This is a genomic window from Microcoleus sp. B13-B6 (genome assembly GCF_036705405.1).
GTDB lineage: Bacteria > Cyanobacteriota > Cyanobacteriia > Cyanobacteriales > Microcoleaceae > Microcoleus.
On the sequence record NZ_JAUBUJ010000049.1, the window covers coordinates 20,687 to 38,122 of the forward strand.

At 45.8% G+C, this 17,436-nt stretch carries 15 protein-coding genes; 9 read left to right on the plus strand and 6 right to left on the minus strand.

The genetic code is table 11. The features are described 5' to 3' along the window. Positions 1–71 precede the first annotated feature (71 nt). Together QUB35_RS21220 and QUB35_RS21225 are read left to right on the plus strand one after the other, a co-directional pair. Positions 72–3,578, plus strand: coding sequence for a glycosyltransferase (locus QUB35_RS21220; RefSeq protein WP_333143724.1), 3,507 nt, complete (start codon positions 72–74; stop codon positions 3,576–3,578). A gap of 73 nt (positions 3,579–3,651) precedes the next feature. Further along, entirely contained in the window at positions 3,652–4,980 is a 1,329-nt protein-coding gene (locus QUB35_RS21225) for a GH39 family glycosyl hydrolase (RefSeq protein ID WP_333143725.1), read from the plus strand. A gap of 337 nt (positions 4,981–5,317) precedes the next feature. On the opposite strand, the gene QUB35_RS21230 is transcribed toward QUB35_RS21225, so the two are convergent. After that, positions 5,318–5,617, minus strand: a complete 300-nt coding sequence (locus QUB35_RS21230; protein WP_333143726.1) for a contact-dependent growth inhibition system immunity protein — start codon at positions 5,615–5,617, stop codon at positions 5,318–5,320. Further along, positions 5,614–6,153: an RNase A-like domain-containing protein gene (locus QUB35_RS21235; RefSeq protein WP_333143727.1), complete on the minus strand. Its 540-nt coding sequence runs from the start codon at positions 6,151–6,153 to the stop codon at positions 5,614–5,616. Before QUB35_RS21235 ends, QUB35_RS21230 begins: the two co-directional genes overlap by 4 nt. A 547-nt stretch (positions 6,154–6,700) precedes the next feature. Here QUB35_RS21235 and rfbF point away from each other — a divergent pair. Next, complete coding sequence (gene rfbF / locus QUB35_RS21240; protein ID WP_333143728.1) at positions 6,701–7,477, plus strand: glucose-1-phosphate cytidylyltransferase; 777 nt, start codon at positions 6,701–6,703, stop codon at positions 7,475–7,477. Between the two features lie 8 nt (positions 7,478–7,485). On the opposite strand, the gene QUB35_RS21245 is transcribed toward rfbF, so the two are convergent. Continuing rightward, positions 7,486–7,623 (minus strand): hypothetical protein, encoded by a 138-nt coding sequence (locus tag QUB35_RS21245; protein ID WP_333143729.1) that lies wholly within the window; start codon positions 7,621–7,623, stop codon positions 7,486–7,488. Between the two features lie 95 nt (positions 7,624–7,718). On the opposite strand from QUB35_RS21245, the gene QUB35_RS21250 reads away from it, so the two are divergent. From QUB35_RS21250 to QUB35_RS21265, 4 genes are all read left to right on the plus strand, one after another. Then, positions 7,719–8,783, plus strand: a complete 1,065-nt coding sequence (locus tag QUB35_RS21250) for an acyl-CoA dehydrogenase family protein (protein ID WP_333143730.1) — start codon at positions 7,719–7,721, stop codon at positions 8,781–8,783. 190 nt (positions 8,784–8,973) lie between these two features. Next, positions 8,974–9,705 carry a cyclase family protein gene (locus tag QUB35_RS21255; RefSeq protein WP_333143731.1) on the plus strand — a complete coding sequence of 244 codons (732 nt, stop codon included), beginning with the start codon at positions 8,974–8,976 and terminating at the stop codon, positions 9,703–9,705. A 249-nt stretch (positions 9,706–9,954) separates the two neighbouring features. Beyond that, on the plus strand, positions 9,955–10,701 hold the full coding sequence (locus QUB35_RS21260) for a DUF1995 family protein (RefSeq protein ID WP_333143732.1): 747 nt from the start codon (positions 9,955–9,957) through the stop codon (positions 10,699–10,701). A gap of 328 nt (positions 10,702–11,029) precedes the next feature. Continuing rightward, on the plus strand, positions 11,030–11,800 hold the full coding sequence (locus QUB35_RS21265; protein WP_333143733.1) for a metallophosphoesterase family protein: 771 nt from the start codon (positions 11,030–11,032) through the stop codon (positions 11,798–11,800). A gap of 307 nt (positions 11,801–12,107) precedes the next feature. On the opposite strand, the gene QUB35_RS21270 is transcribed toward QUB35_RS21265, so the two are convergent. Continuing rightward, the gene (locus tag QUB35_RS21270) at positions 12,108–12,959 is read right to left on the minus strand and encodes a M48 family metallopeptidase (protein WP_333143734.1); all 852 of its coding nucleotides are present in this window, start codon (positions 12,957–12,959) and stop codon (positions 12,108–12,110) included. A 373-nt stretch (positions 12,960–13,332) separates the two neighbouring features. On the opposite strand from QUB35_RS21270, the gene QUB35_RS21275 reads away from it, so the two are divergent. Then, complete coding sequence (locus QUB35_RS21275; RefSeq protein ID WP_333143735.1) at positions 13,333–13,857, plus strand: DUF4330 domain-containing protein; 525 nt, start codon at positions 13,333–13,335, stop codon at positions 13,855–13,857. Positions 13,858–14,025: 168 nt separating this feature from the next. On the opposite strand, the gene QUB35_RS21280 is transcribed toward QUB35_RS21275, so the two are convergent. Further along, positions 14,026–14,931: an alpha/beta hydrolase gene (locus QUB35_RS21280; protein WP_333143736.1), complete on the minus strand. Its 906-nt coding sequence runs from the start codon at positions 14,929–14,931 to the stop codon at positions 14,026–14,028. 529 nt (positions 14,932–15,460) lie between these two features. Here QUB35_RS21280 and QUB35_RS21285 point away from each other — a divergent pair. After that, on the plus strand, positions 15,461–16,075 hold the full coding sequence (locus tag QUB35_RS21285; RefSeq protein ID WP_333143737.1) for a hypothetical protein: 615 nt from the start codon (positions 15,461–15,463) through the stop codon (positions 16,073–16,075). Here the strand turns inward: QUB35_RS21285 and QUB35_RS21290 are convergent. Beyond that, complete coding sequence (locus tag QUB35_RS21290) at positions 16,043–16,996, minus strand: hypothetical protein (protein WP_333143738.1); 954 nt, start codon at positions 16,994–16,996, stop codon at positions 16,043–16,045. The genes QUB35_RS21285 and QUB35_RS21290 overlap by 33 nt on opposite strands. Between the last annotated feature and the right edge of the window lie 440 nt (positions 16,997–17,436).

Here is a 17,436-nt window from a genome sequence, read left to right on the forward strand (position 1 = left end):
TCAAAAATCTGTGTATCGGCGTCTAAATCTGTGTTGTGTTCCCAAACCATTCGTTATCACCGAGCAAACTCATGTCAATAGCAAATCCGACACCGCGAGTAAGTGTAATTATTCCAGCATATAATGGAGCTCGCTACATCGCGCAAGCGGTAGAAAGCGTCATCAGCCAAACCTATAAAAACTGGGAAATTATCGTCGTAGACGACGGCTCAACCGACGACACCCGCCAAGCATTGCAGCCTTATGTTGAAAAAATTCGCTATGTTTATCAGGAAAACCAAGGAGTAGCTGCCGCCCGCAACCGAGGAATTCAGGAATCCCGAGGTGAATTAATTGCTTTTTTAGATCAAGATGACTTTTTCTTGTCCGATAAGTTAGCTGGACAAGTTGCGTTATTTGACGCTCAGCCATCACTAGGCATTGTTAATAGTGGCTGGCGAATTGTTAAAGAGCAAGGCGAAAGTATTTGCGATATAAAACCCTGGGAATACTTTCCTCAGCTCGACTTAAAAACCTGGATTGTTTATATGCCCCTACTTCCCAGCGCCATGATGTTTTCGCGGGCGTGGCTGGAACGAGTCGGTGGCTTTGATTCTCAGTATGATTCAGTAGATGATGCCGACTTAATTGTGCGTTTATCACTATCTGGGTGCGAAGCTGTTTGGTTGCCTCAAGTGACAGTATGCTACCGCCAGCACGGGCAAAATGTGTCCATCCAGAGAGCGATAAAACAGGCAAACCTTTGTATTAAATTAAAGCAAAATTTCTTCAGTAGAGCCGACTTACCAGAGGACATCCGCCAATTAGAAAAGCTTGCTTTTTATGAGGCTCTGACATGGATGGCGTGGCAACTCTACTACAGTGGCTATCCGGCAGAAATGACTGACTATTTGCAAAAATCTTTGGATTATACCCCGTACTCCCTGACAGCAACTATAGCAGATTGGGTAAAGCGCATCACCGGAATTGCTAAGACCTACGGCTGCCAAATCGAGGCTATTGCTATGGGAAAATTACCAGAATGGAAACAGTTAATAGCTAGTATCATCACTCCCAAAAAAGTACGCGTCAGTGTCATTATCCCGACTTATAACTGCGAGCGCTACATTCTCAAAGCCGTAGAGAGCGTTCTCAGTCAGAGTTATGAAAACTGGGAAATTATCGTCGTAGATGACGGTTCAACAGACAATACCAGCCAAGTTTTAGCACCTTACCTCGATTTAATTCAATACATCTATCAAGATAACCAAGGATCAGCAATTGCTCGAAATAATGCTTGCAAATTAGCCAAAGGGGAATTTTTAGCTTTTTTAGATGCTGACGACTTCTTCTTAGCAGAAAAACTAGAAAAACAAGTAGCTTGCTTTGACGCTGACCCCACATTAGATTTGGTGCAAACAGGTTGGCTGATCGTTGGCAAAAACGACGAAGGCATCTATGGAGTAAAGCCTTGGGAAGAATCACCAAAATTAGATTTAGAAACTTTTGTTTTGTACAAATCAGCGCGTCCCAGCGCCATGATGCTGCGGCGAGAGTGGTGGGAACGCTTGGGGGGTTTCGATCATCGCTTGCCGCCAACCGAAGATTTAGATTTTGTTCTACGTTTAGCTTTAAAAGGCTGCAAGTCAGTTTGGTTAAAAGAGATATTAACCTGCTATCGCCAGCACGACAGTAATCTCATGTCCAGCGGCTCCAAACTAATGAAAAATATGGAAATTGTGATGGAGCAATTTTTCGCGCGGCTAGACTTACCTCAGTACATCCGCGACTTGAAACGCGAGGAACGTTACAGGTCTTTAGTATGGCTAGCGTGGCGGATGTACCGTGATGGATATTTGGCAGAGATGGTCGAGTGTTTGGAGAAATCTCTTCATTACACTCCTTTTACAGGTACGGAAACAGTATTTAGATGGTTAGAAACTTTTAGGGGTGTTTCGCAAGAATACGGGTTCGACTTTGATACTTATGCCTTAACCAATTTAAAAGAATGGCAAGATATCGTAGTGGTTGCTGCTAACAATACTCCTCAGTTTCAACCTGCACATATTTCGATTTCCCAACCGCAAAAAGCCCGCCTACTACTGTACGCGGAAGACCACGGAGTGGGAGGTTTAGCTCAGTTCAACCACTCGCTGATGTGTAAATTAGTAGCCGAAGGCTACCAAGTTATTAGCGTTCAAACTAAAGCTTCTCACCCTTTAATTGCCGAACAAAAACAGTTAGGTATAGAACATATTTGGCTGGATTTTGACACAATAAAAGAGTTTTTGCGAGGTACTTACAATTTAGGCGATGCTGAAAAAATTTACGCGCAGGCTCAACCGGATTTAATTATATTTAGCGACGGCTCGCCGATAGCCAATTTTGCGGCCAAACAAGTTGCTATTAAGCAGAATATACCGTACATAGTTACTCTCGGTTATATCGATCGCAATTATGAAACTTTCGATCGGGGCGATCAAATTCCCTATTTGGAGGCTGTCTCCTATCAGTACGGTTTAGCCAAAGCAGTAGTAGCAGTGTCCCAGGAAAATTTAAACTTGTTCAAAAGAATTTTTAAAGTGCCTCTAAAACGAGGCAAACTTATTTATTATGGGAGACCTAACAGTTATTTTGAACCGCCGAATCTTTCAACACGCCAACGCCTGCGTCAAGAACAAGGAATCCCTGAAAATGCTGTCGTTTGTTTTACAGCGGCGAGATTGACTCCACTTAAAGGATATCAGTATCAATTGCAGGCGATCGCCCAATTGAAAAATCGTCCAATTTGGTCCAAAATTTACTTTGTTTGGGCCGGGCCTGGGTCTACTACTCACGACAATCTGGAACCTGAATTAAGAGCAACTGTGAGCAAATTGGGAGTAGAAGAACAGGTTAAATTCTTAGGACAGCGCTGGGATATTGCTGATTGGCTCGACGCCAGCGACATCTTTATTTTATCTTCCCAAGCAGAAGGAATGCCGCTAGCAATTATGGAAGCAATGGCAAAAGGATTGCCTGTAATTGCCACAGCAGTCAGCGGGATTCCTGAAGAATTGGGAGATACAGGAAAGTTGCTCCCCGATCCTACAATCGACCCAGAAGGAACAGTAAAAGAGTTAGTAGAAACGCTGGAAATATGGGCCGAAAATCCCGAATCGCGTAGACTTGCAGGACAAGCGTGCAAAGCGCGAGCCCAAGAACTATTCAAAGAAGAACGGATGCTTCGGGAATATGGAGAAATAATTGAACAGGCATTGGTAAGTGACGATGAGAACGACAGTTTCTCTATTAGTCCGAAACTCAAAAAGCAGCTACAGCAAGTGGATAGCCTGCTGAAACACTATTATTTAGTGTGGAAAGCTTGGGAGGCTTACGATCGGGGAGATATGTCCGAGATGGTGAACAATTTGCAATCTGCTTGGGCCTGCACACCTTATTTGACCACAGAAACTATCTTTCATTGGGTGCAAAATTTTAGTGTTTTTGCTGCGGAAAAAGGAGTTAATTTCGATATCAACGAGCTGATCAACTCCCCATCGTGGCAACAAGTGATAGAATCAATACAGGGTTTTGAAGTGTTTTCATCGGTTCGTTAAAACTGAGCTCTTGCAGCATTCTTAGGAACGGGCTCTCCGGCCCCTTCCACAAAACATCAACCAAAGAAAAGATATGCAATTTACATTCAAGTTCCCACGTATTAATAAACTGCTGCCAATTTGTTTAGCTATTGTCACTGTTCTGTTAATAGCCTATTTGGGACAGCCAAGAGCGATCGCCCAACTGCGATCGAACGTTACAGTAGATTTTGGACAGCCAGCCACCGGTACAATTTCCATGAGCGGCATCCTGCACGGAATCGATACCGCAAAACCCCCGGATAGTTCTATCAAACCCTTGCAGCCCAAACTTTGGCGGGCGGGGAGACTCGATATCTACGATCGCATAATCGCCAGCGGAGCCGAGTTTCAGTTAGTAGTTAGCGACTTGTGGGGCTACGGTAGCAATCCCAATGGCTGGCCCTATCAAAACTACCCCGCCTGGGAAGCATTCGTGCGGCAATTAGCTCAGCAAAATAAAGGCAAAAAAATTATTTGGGATGTATGGAATGAGCCAGATTGGAAAGATCCATTTTGGAACGGAAGCAGAGAACAATTCTTTGAAACTTACAAAAGAGCTTACAAAATCTTGCGGGAAGAATTGGGGCCGTCAGCAATGATTGGCGGGCCGAGCCTCGGCCGCTACAGCAAAGAATATCTCGCCGCTTTTTTGGATTACTGCAAGGCTAACAAACTTGAAGTTAATTTCCTCTCATGGCACGAACTTAACGACACGATGATTTTATTTGTTGACGATCACGTAATTGAGGCTAAACGCAATTTTCAGCAAAGTCCCTCTTACAAGGAACTGAAATTGCAAAAAATTTACGTCAACGAAATTGTCGGGAACTTAGCGCAGTACCAGCCGGGGGAAATCTTAGGTTATTTGTATAACTTAGAGTATGCAAAAGCTGACGGTGCTTGCAGAGCTTGTTGGGATACTAAAGGGCCAAATAAAGTTAGCAATTGCTTCAATAATACGCTGAGTGGGATGGTCACGCCTAATACTTTTGAGCCAAGAGCAGCTTGGTGGGCTTACAAAGCTTATGCTGACGGAGTTAATTCGCGGGTGCGGAGTTGGTCAAATAACAATCGCCTTGTCGCTTTAGCCAGCAAGTCAAATCCTGAAGGTAAAGCACAGGTACTTTTAGGTTATTTCGACCCCAATTTTTCCTCAGCAACAACGGTAACATTAACCCTCGGCAATTTGGAGCAGCTAGGTATTCAAAGGGGTCAGAAAATAACTCTAAAGTTAGAAAAGATTCCCAACAATCAAGAAGGATCCGTGCCAAAGCTTGTCACCGTTAAAGAAGAAAGTTTTTCCGTGGGTAGCGGCAGCTTGGCTTATGTTATCCCTAATTTCAACGTCCACGAAGGCTACTTATTGACGGTTAGCAAGTGAGCTAGCTATCCTATTAGATTGTGAACAACTTGTAGAGACACTCCAAAAGCCCATTGGTGTCTACTTAACGTTAAACCGATAGTCCGACAGGGGTTGAAACCCCTGCCTCAAAGCTGAAGTCCTCTAAAAGAGGACTAATGAATTATTCAGTCCTCTTTTAGAGGACTTTGGCTATAAGCCCCGTGGAATTCATTCCCTGGCGGACTGGCGGGTAGGCGCGAGGACTAGCGGACGAAAAGCTTAATTTGACACGCATTGGGCACGGCGCCGTGTCCTTACAAATATATAGACAAATTGTGGGACAGGGCACTACCGCGTCCTTACAAATATATAGATTTTAGCTGGGATTATTCAAAGATTTTTGCACCGATTCCAACCATTCTCGGACTGTTTGATTTTCGGATTGTGGGTCGTAGTAACACCCTAATTCATCGAGGATGAATGCTTCTAAATCGGCGGGGGCGATCGGCATTTCTAGCAGTTTGCTGATCTCTTGCGATGCAGCTTCAACACTTGGGCGCGGTTCGCTGCTGCGGTAGTTGTTCACTACATCGCTGGGAGTGTCAGCTTCTAACGGCCAGTCTTGGTGAAAGTAGGAACTGAAAAATTGGGTTAAATGAGGAAATTGATCGATCATTGGGGATAAGCTGTGAGAATAAAGTATCCGGGAGGTAATTTGGCGCGGCGCTGGAGGACGATTCTCAGGCGAGATGTTGAAGTTGCTTTGGAGGCGCGGCGACGCACAGTAATGCCAATTATTCTGTTGGCATTGTAGTCGATCGTATAACGATTGCCTCGACTTTTCACCCAAGAGTCGATCGCACTTTGATTTCTGTTCATTGCTTCTGCAATAGCCGCTTCGGCGACGGAACGATCAGTAAAAGAAGATGCGGCAGGAATTCTCGTTTCGCTTGCGAGTCGCTGTGCTAGTTGTGCTTCTGTTTTACCAACGTGTCTCTCTAAAGTGTGTCCTCCTGCTGATTCGTGAAAGTCTAATCCGCCGCCCGGTATGTTGGGTACAAAAGCTATGGTGGTTTGTGATATGGTTGAGATTTTCGGTGCAACAACCGTGGCGTAAACACCCGGTATAGCCGATTGGAATAATATAATTATTGAGGCGATCGCACACAGGATACCTAAAAACTTTTTTAGGCGATCGAGTTGAGTTTTCATTGCTGTTGAATCTCTTCCTTATATTTAGTAGAGGTGTTGGCTTTGTTTGTCTATTTCCTAATCTACCATTCGTAATACCAATTTAATGTGAAGTTGCACATATCTCGATCCCCCTCGCATACCCCCTACTCCCCCTTAATAAGGGGGACGAAAGAGAAGAATCTTGTCCCCCCCTTAGTAGGGGCGGTGCCCCCGTGCCCGCCCTCTTGGCTAGGGGGAATCGGATTCTATGCAACCTCATAAAAAATTGGTATAAGTTAGAAATAGCGCGCCGCATTTAAATATACGGTGTGCAGTGCGCGACCTACGGTTAAGTAGAAATTGCCCGCAATATTTAAATACATGGTTCTCCGCGCGCACCCTAGGATTATTCATAAATAGACGCAAATAGAGGGGGCTGGGCACCCAGCATACGATTATTGAGAATAGTTTGTGATTTCTGTGGTTTACAAAGCTTCACTCACTATGAGAAAAAGTTAATAATTCTTTGACTAAATCACTGATTATTGATGATAAATTAATTGATCATCTTTAAAAAATTGAAAAAATGCAAGTAGTTATCCTAGCAGGTGGTCTCGGTACTCGTCTCAGAGAAGAAACAGAATTTCGTCCCAAACCCTTAGTTGAGGTGGGGGGGCATCCAATTATTTGGCACATCATGAAGATATATGCACACTACGGTTTCCAAGACTTTATTGTGTGCTTGGGCTATCGCGGCAACATGATTAAAGAATATTTCCTCAATTATGAAGCCATGAACAATGACTTTACTATCTGTCTGGGACGCCAAAATATCATCACTTATCACGAGGAACATCTCGAACAAGATTTTAAGGTGACACTGGCTGAAACTGGCGCGGCAAGCATGACGGGAGGGCGGGTAAAACGAATCGAAAAATATATCGATCGCGAGAATTTCATGGTGACATACGGCGATGGAGTAGCTGATGTCGATATTGACGCCTTGATGGATTTTCACAAGTCTCACGGGAAGCTGGCAACTGTCACTACATTTCGCCCGATTTCTCGCTTTGGAATTTTGGATGTAGACAGCGATAGCCGCGTAGTACAGTTTTCTGAGAAACCTCAAATAGATGGCTGGATCAGTGTTGGATATATGATATTTAACCGCCGGGTATTTGACTATTTGGGGGGAGATGATTGTATTTTAGAACAGGAGCCGATGCAGCGTTTGGCTGCAGACGGACAGTTGATGGCTTACCGTCATGACGGCTTTTTCTTTGCGATGGATACTTTTCGAGAATACAAGTATTTAAACGAACTTTGGGATGAAGGGAAGGCTCCTTGGAAAGTGTGGAAATAAGTTAGTTGTTACATTCTCAACAAGCCTTTTATGAACGGGCTCTCCGGCTCGTTCCACAATAGATAGAATTTATTTCTTGTGGAACAGGCATCGGCTCTCCGGCCCGTTCCACAATAGATAGAATTTATTTCTTGTGGAACAGGCATCTTGCCTGTTCTTGATAAGGGTGCACAATGTGAGGAAATAAGTAGGGACACGGCACTGCCGCGTCCCTACCTCTGCTATAAAATAATTATAAAACATGGATTTTCAAGATATTCTAAACAGCACAGAAACTTACCTGCAAAAGTGCGTTTCACCCCACGCGGAAATTATCGACAGCGACTCGGAAGCGCTAAAAACAGCAATTGCTGGATTGGAAGATCGATCGCTCTTAGCATTGCGAGTTCCCCAAAAATGGGGCGGTGCCGAAATTGCACCGGAGATTTTTTACAAATATCAGGAATTGACGGCTCGATATTCCGGCGCTTTGTCTTTCCTGCAAACTCAGCACCACAGCGCCACTGCGATGATTGCCAACAGCGACAATGAAATGCTAAAAAGCAGATACTTGCCCGCGATCGCCCAAAAAGAGTTACGCTTGGGTATTGGGTTTTCGCATTTAAGGCGATCGGGCAATCCGGCCGTCACCGCAACTCCCACAAAAGCGGGCTATTTACTGTCAGGAAAAGTTCCTTGGGTAACAGGTTTTAGCTTGTTTCAAAAGTTTATTGTAGCGGCGGTACTTCCTGACGAACGCGCTGTTTTCGGTTTAGTGCCTTTTGCCAATATTGAAGGCGAATATGGTAAAATAGCTTGTAGCGAAATCATGCAGTTAATTGCCATGAACTCGACTAATACTGTGACAGCAACTCTCGATAATTGGTTGCTGCATGAATCGGAAATAATTTCAGTTAAACCTGTCGGCTGGATTTCGGAAAACGACACCAAAAATATACTGAATTTTGTTCCGGCTACTTTTGGCTGTATTCGAGCCGGATTAGATGTAATTGCTGCAGCGGCGGCTGCTAAGAATTCACCTTTTATAACGGCGGCTTGTCAAAAACTAGAGCAAAAGCTCGATCGGCTAAAACAGAATTTCCCACAATCTCAACATAGCTCCAAAGCAGAACAATTAGCGCTGCGAGCTCAAGCCATTGATTTAGCGGTGCGTTGCGGGCACGCTGCGGTTGCAGTTTCTAGTGGCGCTGCTAACGGTGCGGTACACCCAGCCGGGAGAGTTTATCGAGAAGCTTTGGTGTATACTGTTTCCGGGCAAACAAAGGATGTGATGGAAGCAACGCTCGATCGGCTAATCCAATTTTAGATTTTAGATTTTAGATTTTAGATTGAGATCGCAGACGGTCAAAAAATCAACCAGGTTTAATAAATAATCAATCTACTTTACCTAATGATATCAAATCCATTCGTATCCGAATTATCCATCCCTCTCTTCTCTAACTCTGCGCCCTCTGCGCCCTCTGCGGTTAAATACTTCAAAAACAATCGCCAACGATATGACAAACCAATTAAACTTAAATAATCTCAAAACGATCGCCTACAGCAAAATTGTAGACTTAACCCATTCAATTCACCCAAATATTCCCATTTGGCCCGGAGATCCAGCGACAGAAATTGCCACAGTATCTCAAATAGAAACAGACGGGTATTTCCTGCGAAAATTCTCGATGGGCGAACACAGCGGCACTCACATCAACGCACCCAACAGCTTTTATGCAGGAGGCGCCAGCATTGATAATTATTCCCCGCAGTCACTCGTTGTGCCCGCAATTGCGATCGACATCCGAAAGCAAAGTCTTGCCAATCCCGACTACACTTTAACAATTGATGATATATTGACTTGGGAACGGCAGCACAAACTTATAGAACCGGGAAATCTAGTTTTATTGTATACTGGCTGGCAAGAAAAATGGGAGGACGAGAAAGCATTTTTCAACCGAGACGATCGCGGAATTTGCCACTTTCCGGGATTTGGCAAAGCAGCAACTCAATTTTTGCTAGAAGAACGCTCTATCGCGGGAGTTGGAACCGACACTCACGGAGTCGATACCGGGCGAGATGAAAGTTTTGTGGTTAATAAATTGGTATTGGAAACGCAGCGAATAGTGCTGGAAAATCTAGCAAATCTCGACTTGTTACCTGCGGCTGAAATTACTTTAGTTATCGGAATATTGCGCCTTTTGGGAGGTTCAGGTTCGCCAGTGTCGGTGTTAGCTTTTGTTGCTTGAGGCGGTAAAACTTAGATATTGCATTATGCTCAAGAACGGGCAAGATGCCCGTTCCACAAAGAGTCAATTTTTTTTGTGGAACAGGCCGAAAAGCCTGTTCCTAAACGGAAAGCCCGATGCCCTTTCCACAAAGAGTGAATTTTCTTGTGGAACGGGCCGAAGAGCCCGTTCATAAATAGGTAATTGAGAATGGTGCAATATCTCAGGTAAAATTAGATTGAGAGAAGTCGAGTAAAAACAATTAAATTAATGACAGAACTGCCCAAGGATCTCAACGAGGCGATCGCCCAATCCCGCATTGCCACCGCCGCTGCCCTCTCGGACGGCAAAACTCTACTGCAAGTCGAATTAGTATTTCCAGAAATCGCCCTACAAGCACAGTCTATCACCTTACAATTCCTCCCAGAATTTGAGGAAATCTACCCCGGAGTAAAAGTCTTTTTTCCCGACACCGGTGCTGCGGCCCTCGCGCGCCGTGACTGGGGAGAAACACCGTTTAAAGTCACTGATTTAGGCAGCAGTCGCACTCCTGTTGAAGATAAAATAGCGCCGGAAGATCAACTTTTCCTTTTGATCAATCCAGCAGCCGTAGAAGTTGCCCAAGTCGAAAAACTTTACATAGCTGCGGCCGGTCGCCCAGTAATTCTACTCAACCCGCGCCTCGAAGATGTTGCCACCATAGGTATAGGCTATGCGGGCCGCCAATTGCGCGATCGATTCCTCAGCAAAATTGAATCCTGCTACTACATCAGACCCCTAGACACTGCTGCTTTATTCCGCTGCTACCCCCAATCGTGGCAAGTGTGGCTGGAAACAAACGACCAATACGAACTAATTTCTGAAACCGCCCAAAAACCAGTCGGAGACGATTTAGAGCGGATTTTAGCCGCTTCTCTCCCCAGCGCCGATCCTGACTCCACCACACCTGCCAAACCCTTAAAAAAGAAAGGTTTTTTGGCAGAACTCCAGACATTCCTCAAAGCTTTGACTCAGTAACAATCGTTAATGATCGATCGTATTTTAGGGTGGTCAGCTAGGATTATTTTCGACTTAATCGGTCGGCTAATCGCTGATGCACCCTAAAGAGTGAAATAACTCAAAGCTTTGCCTCAGTAACAGCAGTTGCAGAAGCACAATTAACAGCTTGCCTGTGTTTCTACCAGTAGCTACGCAAACAGAGACTGGTGAGCTTTACAGAATCTTTATAAAAAGCACTATAATGGGTGACACCCCTCCACCGTAAAAGAGGGGAGGCAAATAACAGCAAAATCAGATGCTATAAGCTAGAGATGGGGCTTTTGAGTCAGGGAAGCGGATAAACACAATGGAGCATCGGCGCATTGTTATCGGGGACGTACACGGGCATTACGACGGCTTAATGACCCTGCTAGAGGCACTTGCCCCCAGCTCGAACGATCGCGTCTATTTTTTGGGAGACTTAATCGATCGTGGCCCCAAAAGCGCTCAGGTATTAGATTTTGTGCAGCAAAGCCCCTACCAAACTCTGTTGGGCAACCACGAACAACTGATGCTGGAGGCTTTGTCGGGAACGCCGATGGATATGCGAGCGTGGCAATCTTGGCTCTACAGTGGCGGCGATGCGACAGTAGCCAGCTACAGAGATACAGGGATGATGCCGTATAAACACTTAGAGTGGCTGCGATCGCTCCCCACGCACCTGGATTTAGGGGACATCTGGCTGGTTCACGCCGGCGTTGACCCCCATCTGTCGATCGATGAACAGTCGATCGAACAACTCTGTTGGATTCGCAGGGAATTTCACACCATGCCGAAACCCTATTTTCCCAATAAATTAATTATCACCGGTCACACGATCACCTTTACCTTTCATGGGGTCAGACCGGGCGAATTAGTCAGGGGCGAAGGGTGGTTGGATATTGACACGGGTGCTTATCATCCCAAAAGCGGCTGGCTGACAGGATTTGACCTCAGCTACCGCAGAGTTTATCAAGTAAATGTATTTAACAATCAAGTCCGAATTTTGCCGTTTGACGAAGTTGTTCGGCAATTGAAGCCGCAGCCGATTGCACCCCCGCAACCTGCGATCGATTCTATTGTTCAACAGCAGTGTTAAATCAATTTGTAGTTGTAGGGTGCGTCAGTTTAAGTTTGATCTATCTTAGATATTGCACCATTGTCAATAATTATTTTATGAACAGGCTTTCCGGCCTGTTCCACAAGAAAATTTATCTCTTGTGGAACGGGCCGGAGAGCCCGTTCTTGAGAATGGTGCAAGATGTGATATCTATTAAATCGCAATTAACTTGCTGCTGACTTACCCTAGTAACTGGATTTGTTTTTTAACGAACCGCGAAGACGCGAAGATCGCGAAGTAAGAAAAGAGAAGAGAAGAGAAGAGATTGCCTGGCTGATTTACATTTCTACGAACCTAAAAGCCTGCGGATTTCTAGCCTGTAATCCTCATTATTCAAACCTTCACCGCTAGCAAGATCCGGATCTATAGCCTGCGAAATAGCAGCAATACGATCGGCAGTAGCCGGGTGAGTGCTTAAAATGCTCGGAGGAGAAGGCTTGTTGAGCAACTTTTTCATAAAATCAACCATCCCAGATTGAGCGTAGCCCGCTCGCCCCATAGTTTGCAATCCCAACTGATCGGCTTCATACTCAGCTTGGCGACTGTGGGGGCGCCGCAAAGCCAATTCTACCCCAATCTGAACCGCCTGAGATCGATCGAGCCCAGTCGCCGAAGCTACGCCTGAAGCTATGGCCATTTGACGCATTTGTTTAATCGCGTGGCGAGCATTAATGTGAGCGATTTCGTGGGCGATGACACTGGCCAATTCTGCCTCATTGTCCGCCGCCGTCATCAAACCTTTATTCACATAAACAAAACCGCCCATTGTCGCAAAAGCATTAATATTGTCGTCGTCAATCACTTGAAAAGTATAAGGAATATCGGGGCGAGTGCTTTCTTGAGCGAGTCGTTGACCGATGCGGTTGATATATTCTGTAGTATCCCGATCGCGGTCAATCTTAAACTCGCTGTTGGTTAACTGCTGATTAATTTGTCGGCCAATAGTCACCTCTTGGCGATCGGACATATTCGACAATTGAATAACTTGAATGCCTCGAAAAATCAGTTCAGGCAAAGAAAATGCTTGAGTCGGTTCCGGGGAAACCACCCAGATACCCGCAGCCACCATCAGGGACAGAAACAGATAAATCCCCCGGCCACAAGTACGCCGGCAAGTCAACCAAAAACTTTTTAACATGATTGATACGTGGGAGAAGTTAGATAAAATTTGAGGAAAAACTCGAAAAGTCACTCAATAGGCAGACGCAATTTGAGGCTGCTTAGTTGCTATTCTAGCTTTTTGCCAATTTTTCACCCCCCCACCAGCTTCTGGGCGATCGGCCCGCAGCCCAACCAACCGCCGTCAACTGCCTTCTGGGTTAAGTGCCCCAGTCATGCGGATTTGGGGCGATCGTTGTGGTAATATCTTTTAGCTTCAGGACTTACGCATCAATAAAGTATGTCATTGCCAGCGGTAGCTCAGCAATAGCAGCATCTGTTTTTCATCGATGTCTGTGTAAGTCCTGAGCTTGTAAACATACTCCTGTCGCTATCAGTATAATAGGCGATTTATGAAAATTTTGGATTCTCAAGGCCGACTGTTCGGCAAACTCAGCATCCTAGACGTAGCTGCAGCTCTAATCGTACTGCTAGTTGCAGTCGGAATCTTCTTCTTTCCCGGCACTTCTGGCGGTTCCGTCGCCCAAGTCGGCACCAGTGTCAAACCTGTAGAAATTGATGCAATTGCGATCGGTCTCAAAGGAACAAACGTTCAAGATTTGTTCAAAGCTGGCGATAAAATCAATGTAGTGATCCGCAATCAACCCTCCGGTCAGATTACCATTAAATCTGTCAAAACTCTCACCAGAACCCTAGCAGTTCCTCAGCCCAACGGCACTCTGAAAGCTCTCCCCGATCCCAGAGAAGAAGAATCCTTCAGCAAAAATATGATGTTTACCTTAGAGGGAAAAGGTCAACTTACTGAAAATGGCCCGGTTTTAGGTAATACGAAAGTCAAAATTGGCACTACGCTAGAGCTTGAAGGCAACAAGTACATTTTCAACGCCAGCGTTATCGACGTGCGAGTAAAAGAGTAGTCAGTAGTCAGTAGTCAGTAGTCAGTAGTCAGTAGTCAGTAGTCAGTAGTCATTGCTAATGGGAAGAGGGAATTCATATTCCTTCTTCCTTCTATCCTTTACATCCTTTACATCCGTTACATCCGTTACATCCGTTACATCCGTTACAAAATCCGTTGCCGAACTTCTTCACCCTTCCGAAAGCAATTTTAAGTATTGCTTAATTAAGCCAATCGTGACAGCGGGAATTTCTAACTGCGGAGTCAAACCTACGTTTTCGAGAGGTTGAAAAACTTTGATTGCTTCGGGATTGAGATTTGCCAACCGCTGGCCGATATCGGGGCCGGTAAACTGCGATTTTTCTCCCCAAATAATCGCTGTCGGCGTTGTTAGCTGAGTGATGTACAGCGACAAATCAAAGCACAAATCTCCCCGCACAAAAGACAGGGCGGCATATTCTGCATTTGGTTCCAAAGCAGATTGGAGGTAAGCATCAACAATTTCTTGGTAAACGCGACGCGAATCGGCAAATTGGCGTTGTTCTAGGAAGCTACGGATGCCGCCGTCTGTGGCGATTCCGGTACTGTAGAGCAAGCGATCTAAAATCGGCGTGTTGACTAGCTTAGCGAAGAAACTGCTGCCGTAATCTTGTCCGAAGTCCGACAAACCGCTGGGTATGGTCAAAATTAGGGATTTGAAGAGATCCGGCCGTGCGATCGCAGCTCGAATCGCGATCGCCCCTGTTAGCGAAGAAGCAATCACCTCTGTCGGACTACCGCAAGTTTTTTCGATAAATTCGATCAACGTTGTGATATAATCTTCAACCTGATAATTTCTTGCCGGATGTTCCGATCGCCCCCAACCGATTAAATCCGGTGCTAAAATTCGATATTCTGTCGCAAAAGCCGGATAAACTTTCGACCATTCGTAGGCACTCGACCCGCCGCCAAAACCGTGAAAAAATACTAAGTTGGGCTTATTTTCCGAAGTTGAGGTCGGCAACCCCATCCAAGGCATTTTTTCAGCAGTGTAGTAGACCATTCTGCCGAGAGAAGTAACTATCGAGCGCTGACCGAAGCCGAGGGGTACAAGCATAAACTAACCTTAATCGCTGTTATATTTTAGATTCTTTTCCGTCGCCCCGTCTTTATTTAAAAAACTTGCAAAGCTGGTGGCGTTTTTGTAAAGATTGAGTAATGATTTAAATCTATTTTAGTACAGGTGAAGCGTGAAACTACAGACAGCAAGTAAGTTTTGCGATTTGGGCAATTCGGCTGTGTAGTTATCCTTACCCTTGCAAACTACCGCCGATCGGAGATAATAGCAAAATGATGGGTAAGACCCCTCAACAAAATAGAGTCGGTTCGCCAACCCCGAAAGCAAGCGCTCGGAAAGGAGGACTATTAGAACTCGCTTTCAGGCAGGCGGCAGGTTTGCCGACGCTCGCCAATCACAAATCATTAATCACGATATTTTGCGGAGCAGTGGCTTTTGAGGTCGAAAGTCTTTGTTGGAGGGCGGGTGATGGGGTTTCGATTCCTAATTGCAGGTTTGGCAATCACGGGCCTCGCCGTTATCAATTCCAAAACAGAAGAAACAACTAATCTCAGGGAGGTCTACTAAAATGCAACTGCTCAGAAAAAGGGATCGCGAGGGTTTTATGGTTGATGCGAAAAGTCTTCAATCAGACGGGTTTGCAGAATTTGATACAGCCTATCGAAGCATGGATTTAAACAGCAAAAAGTCTTTTGTCGCCACTCCAGAACGCTCAGCCGCCGGGTCAGAGGTGCGATCGCGCGCCACGGTACCTGCGATCGTCCGGGTAGCTTTAGAAGACTTGAAATGCTTTGAAGTAGTAGAACACCAGTTTGCACATTGGGGGGTTACTTTTAGCAATGCCGTCGCCATCCAACCTTCAAACCCAGCATTTTTCACAGGTTCTGGGGCAACAGTGTTAATGGGAGCCCCCAAAAGCGGACTGATAGAAGTAACTTTTAAGTATCCAGTTCGCTGGGTGTCAGGACTTGTCACCAGTTCGCGACGAACTGTTTTATCTGCTTGTGATATTGACGGCAACCCAATTGTTCAGGATGAAATGCCGGCGCCCAATCTGATCGGGTCTAATTCTCCGATCGACCCTAGGGCTCCCCTACGCGTAAAAGCTCCGAATATTCATAAAATTACTTTTTACGCTTTTGATGGTCAGCTAATAGTCGATGACTTGACTTTTGGATTTTAAAGCCATGCCATAAGTAGCGTCCCAAGTCTGCAAACCTTCGAGAAGGGCATTGCGGACTAAAGCTTCTGGTTCCCGACTCAGCATCAGGCGAAAGCACTCGGCAGCGCGGGAACGGGCGATCCTCTGCGAGGGCTTCGCTAACGAACTTTTGACAGAGCTCACAGGGCCAAACCCACCCTGATTCACCAAATCGGTCATTTGCCGCACTGCAATCAAACGCTTCACGGGGTCAGCATCAGTCAAATCCGCCAAGATGCGATCGAGCACCACTTCATCTTTTGCGGCCCCCAGACTCAACCCTTGCCGCAGCAACAGCCAGGGAATCGCGATCGTGCCCAAATTCTGCAAAATTAGGCTCAAAGCCATCCAGTGGCTGCTTGAGTCAGCCCAAATCGCCAAACTCATGTAAGCGCCCAAGGTAGCAATGCCGCCGGTGCCGACGGCTAAAACGAAGCGGCGGTTCGGGCCCTCCCAAAATTGTTCGCCTTTTGCTCGCAGCAATTGCCAGTCCCACGACTGCCCTCGGTAAACCAGCATCATCGCTGCTATCCCCAGGCCTGTGGAAAACAGTAACTGACTGTTCCACCACCCCCAAACTGCTGCCAGGGTGACAACTGCCAGCCAACCTTTCGATCGAGTCAAACTCTCTAGCAGCCACTTGAGAAACGCAGTAGAAACCACAGGCGATCGGGCCCGATCGCTCTTGCCATCTGCCCCCCAGCGCATTGTTTCGGCAGTCCGACCTGTGGCTGTTGGGGTTCCCGGCGGGCGATCGTCCGAACTAAATTTCCTCAAAGCTTGGCCATCCGTCATTTCTACAGACAGGTCGCTCAAGGGGAGATTACCGAGTTCCAAAGTGCGATCGGACACTTTCACAGGCGATCTATTCAGCTTGCTTGTAGTTTTTTTAACTTGATTCATACTGACTTTTTTGAAAAAAAACTTAAAGTTATCCAGGCGTTTTTAGCAGTGATTTAGATTCTCGGCAAACAAGAGTCTAAGACTCTATGATACCCGAAATTCAAACCCGTGGCCAGTACCGCAACTGCGCCGAATTCCGAGAAATCCTTACCAAAAATAGAGCTATTGAAGATAGTTGAGAAAAGCACCACAGGTTAACAGGGAATATTTCTGCATCACTCTTGAGACAGAATGCCGATCGGAGTTGGCATGATGGCAAAAACTCGAAATTTTTTAATTTCCGAAAATAGGGGAATTTTGAGTGATTCAATTCGTCCGCCAAGAAATGCAGGACGAAAATTTAGCCTTTTGCCCGCAGGCTGGGGATGTCGCTGCTACCCGGTGTCAGATGAGGCTGGGTTCAGCTTGACCGCTAGCGGGACGAACCGCCGCCTCTGGGC